Origin of the sequence: Mesorhizobium sp. M7A.F.Ca.CA.004.04.2.1 (assembly GCF_004022825.1) — a bacterium.
Lineage (GTDB): Bacteria > Pseudomonadota > Alphaproteobacteria > Rhizobiales > Rhizobiaceae > Mesorhizobium.
In genome coordinates this window covers 1-2,975 of record NZ_RZPH01000768.1, presented here as the reverse complement: position 1 = coordinate 2,975, position 2,975 = coordinate 1, and the positions used below count along the sequence as shown (strand labels likewise).

The 2,975-nt window shown below is 61.5% G+C and carries 3 protein-coding genes; 1 reads left to right on the top strand and 2 read right to left on the bottom strand.

What is annotated here, in order from left to right:
* On the bottom strand, positions 1 to 605 hold a 605-nt coding region (locus tag EN893_RS26660), incomplete at its 3' end, for a GntR family transcriptional regulator (RefSeq protein ID WP_164901124.1).
* A gap of 7 nt (positions 606 to 612) precedes the next feature.
* Positions 613 to 1,893, bottom strand: coding sequence for a D-amino acid dehydrogenase (locus EN893_RS26655; RefSeq protein WP_127267800.1), 1,281 nt, complete (start codon positions 1,891 to 1,893; stop codon positions 613 to 615).
* Between the two features lie 220 nt (positions 1,894 to 2,113).
* Between EN893_RS26655 and EN893_RS26650 the strand changes: the two genes are divergently transcribed.
* On the top strand, positions 2,114 to 2,908 hold the full coding sequence (locus EN893_RS26650; RefSeq protein WP_127270737.1) for an aspartate/glutamate racemase family protein: 795 nt from the start codon (positions 2,114 to 2,116) through the stop codon (positions 2,906 to 2,908).
* Positions 2,909 to 2,975 lie beyond the last annotated feature (67 nt).

Below are 2,975 nucleotides of genomic sequence, written 5' to 3'. Positions count from 1 at the left end.
ACCATGGCCCGGGCGATTTCGCTATGTTCGGTGTAGGTTGTCGACAATCGCCGGTGCTTCTCCACTTCGATCTTGCGAACGAAATGGATGCGCGTGTTGATGCCTTCGAGCATGCGCGCCAGTTCGGGATTGCCTGACAGCCTGGCGATGCGGATGTGAAATTCCTCGTCCCTGGCGGTCAGTTCGGCGCTGGAAAACGAGTCGGCGCGCGCCATGGTGAGCGCCCACCAGTCGACGAGCGTGGCAAGCTCCTCATCTGTCGCGCGCTGGACCGCCAGCCTGACGGAGCGCTCCTCGAGCACCGCTCGCACGTCGGAAAGATTGACGATCTCGTCGACATCGAAGCCCCGGCAAAAGAAGCCGCGATTGGTCTGGAAGGTGATGAGTTCCTCCGTGACCAGCCGCTGGAGAGCTTCCCGGATCGGGCTGCGGCTGACATTCAGCCTCGCGGCAAGCGCCACTTCGTTGATGCGTTCGTTCGGCTTGAAGCGATAGTCCATCGCCATGCGACGGATCTCTTCATAGACACGCGGGCCGGTCTTGATCGGCTTGGATGCCAACGCCGCATTGTTGTCCTGGTTGGTTTGTCTGGTGGGTCGAAGCATGGCGTCGTCAAGCCTTTGCGGCGCTTGGTTCGGCGAACCGCGCCTGTGTGGGAAGGATGCCGTCGAGGGCGATCGGCGCTGCCCGGCCGGCGATCAGATCGGCGACGATACGGGCCGATCCATGCGCCATGGTCCAGCCGATATGGCCGTGCCCGGTGTTCAGCCACAGGTTTCGGATGTCGCGCAGGCCGAGGATCGGCAGGTTGTCGGGCGTCATGGGCCTCAGGCAGGCCCGCATCTCGGCGCGATCATAGGCGATGCCGCGCGGGAACAGGTCCTGCGTGACGCGCTTCATGAAGGCGAAATCCGAAGGCTTGTGGCTGCGATCATAGCCCGCGAATTCCGCGGTGGCGGTCACGCGGATGCGATCGCCCATCGGCGTGATGGCGACGAGATTGTGCTCATCGATGACAGGGAGTTTTGGAGCCAGCGCCTGATCGACGATGGGAATGGTCATGGAATATCCCTTGACCGGATAGATCGGCAGACCAAGGCCGATCTTGCGGGCGAGGACGGGGCTCTCGGCGCCGAGACACAGAACGTAGGTGTCGGCCAGAAACTCTCCCTTGTCGGTGACGATCTTGGTGATCGTTTCCTTTCTGCGTTCGATCCCCACGATCCTGGTCCCTGTCAGGATCTTGCCGCCCCTATTTTCGACGATGGCCGCCAGCGCGCGCGTGAACTTGGCGGCGTCGCCGGTTTCGTCGGTCGGACACAATACGCCGCCGGCAATGTTGTCGCGCGACAAAGCCAGCGCCGGCTCGCGGTCAACGATTTCCTGCGCGTCGACGATACGGATCTCCTGGCCGTCGGCCTCCAGCAGGCGCATGTTGGCGATGCCCTTGTCGAGCGCCTGGCGGTTGCGGTGGAAGTAAAGAATGCCGGCCGATGTCCTGTCGTACTGGATCGCTTCCTCCCTGACGACCGCCTGCAGGACCGATTGGGAATGGACCGCAAGCCGATGTTTGAGAAGGGTGTTGCGACGCGCTTTGGCGGCCGTGCATTGCATGAGGAAGCGCAGCGACCAGCTGTAGAGATGCGGGTCGGCGGAGAGCTTGAAACGAAGCGCCTGGTCTTTCTGGAACAGCGACTTCAGCAGGATTTTTGGCGCGGCCGGCGATGACCAGACGAAGGAATGGCCGGGCGCGATCATGCCGGCATTTGCCCAGCTTGCCCCTTCGGCCACCTGTGATGCCTGCTCGAGAACGGTGACCGTGTGGCCGTCCTTCTGCAACTGATAGGCAGTGGTGATCCCGACAACGCCACCGCCCAAGATCAATATGCGCATCGCTGACCCGAATGGTTGTCGTTTCTATTGTCGACAATTCAACAGGAAGACGCTGGCCATTGTCAACGGCGCGTGGGTCGACGATCGATTCACCGTTCAGACAGGGCGAAATCCGGCATTTCCCGGTTCCCAAAATTGGAACGGAGCTCTTGACACGTTTGGCAAAGTTGTCGCTTCTATTGTCGACAATTCTGATTGGCATCAGGAAGGGGACTGCGCCATGGACGCCCCGCTTAGCCGCGCCGACGATGCGCTTGTCGTCGACAAGGAACACATTCCCTTCAAGACCGACGACGGCATCGGCACCCGCGCCAATCTCGGCCTGCTCGTCCTTCGAACCGACCAGACCATCGAGGATGAATTCCGCTATGCGCTGCCCGCGCGCGACATCGCGCTGTACGAGGCGCGGCTCTACAGCGATGTCGAGATCACGCCGGAAAACCTGATGAAGATGTCGGCCGTCATCCCGGAAACTGTCGGGCTCTTGCCGGACGTCAAGTTCGATGTGATCGGTTTTGCCTGCACCTCGGGAGCGCTGGTTATCGGCGAGGACAAGGTCGCCGAACGCGTTCATGAGGTGCTGCCGGGCGTGCAAGTGACCAACCCGGTGACGGCGGCAAGGGCGGCGCTGAAGGCCCTGGGCGTCTCGCGGATCGCGCTGCTCACCCCTTATCTGGCGAAAATCAATCATTCGCTACGTGCATCGCTGATGGCGCGGGGGATGGACATTCCGGTCATGGGCTCCTTCAACGAGGCGGATGACAATGTCGTTGCGCGCATCACGCCGGCATCGGTCAAGCAGGCCATCTTGGAAATCGGTGCGTCGAGCGACTGTGAGGCGGTGTTCGTTTCCTGCACCAGCATGCGCGTTGCCCGCATCATCGAGGAGGTCGAGAAGGAACTGGGGAAACCGGTAACCTCGAGCAATCACGCCCTTGCCTGGCACATGCTGCGGCTCGGCGGCATTGGCGAGCAGATCGCCGGAAAGGGCGAACTGTTTCGCCGCTCGCTATAGGTTGGCCATCTTTGGGGCCGCAGCGTTTGCGGTGTGCGATTCAGATTCCGCCGTACCAGTCATAACC

Bases quoted from the DNA above. Each gene is read 5' to 3' on its own strand.
- EN893_RS26655 (WP_127267800.1), bottom strand. From the start codon at position 1,893: ATGCGCATATTGATCTTGGGCGGTGGCGTTGTCGGGATCACCACTGCC.
- EN893_RS26650 (WP_127270737.1), top strand. From the start codon at position 2,114: ATGGACGCCCCGCTTAGCCGCGCCGACGATGCGCTTGTCGTCGACAAG.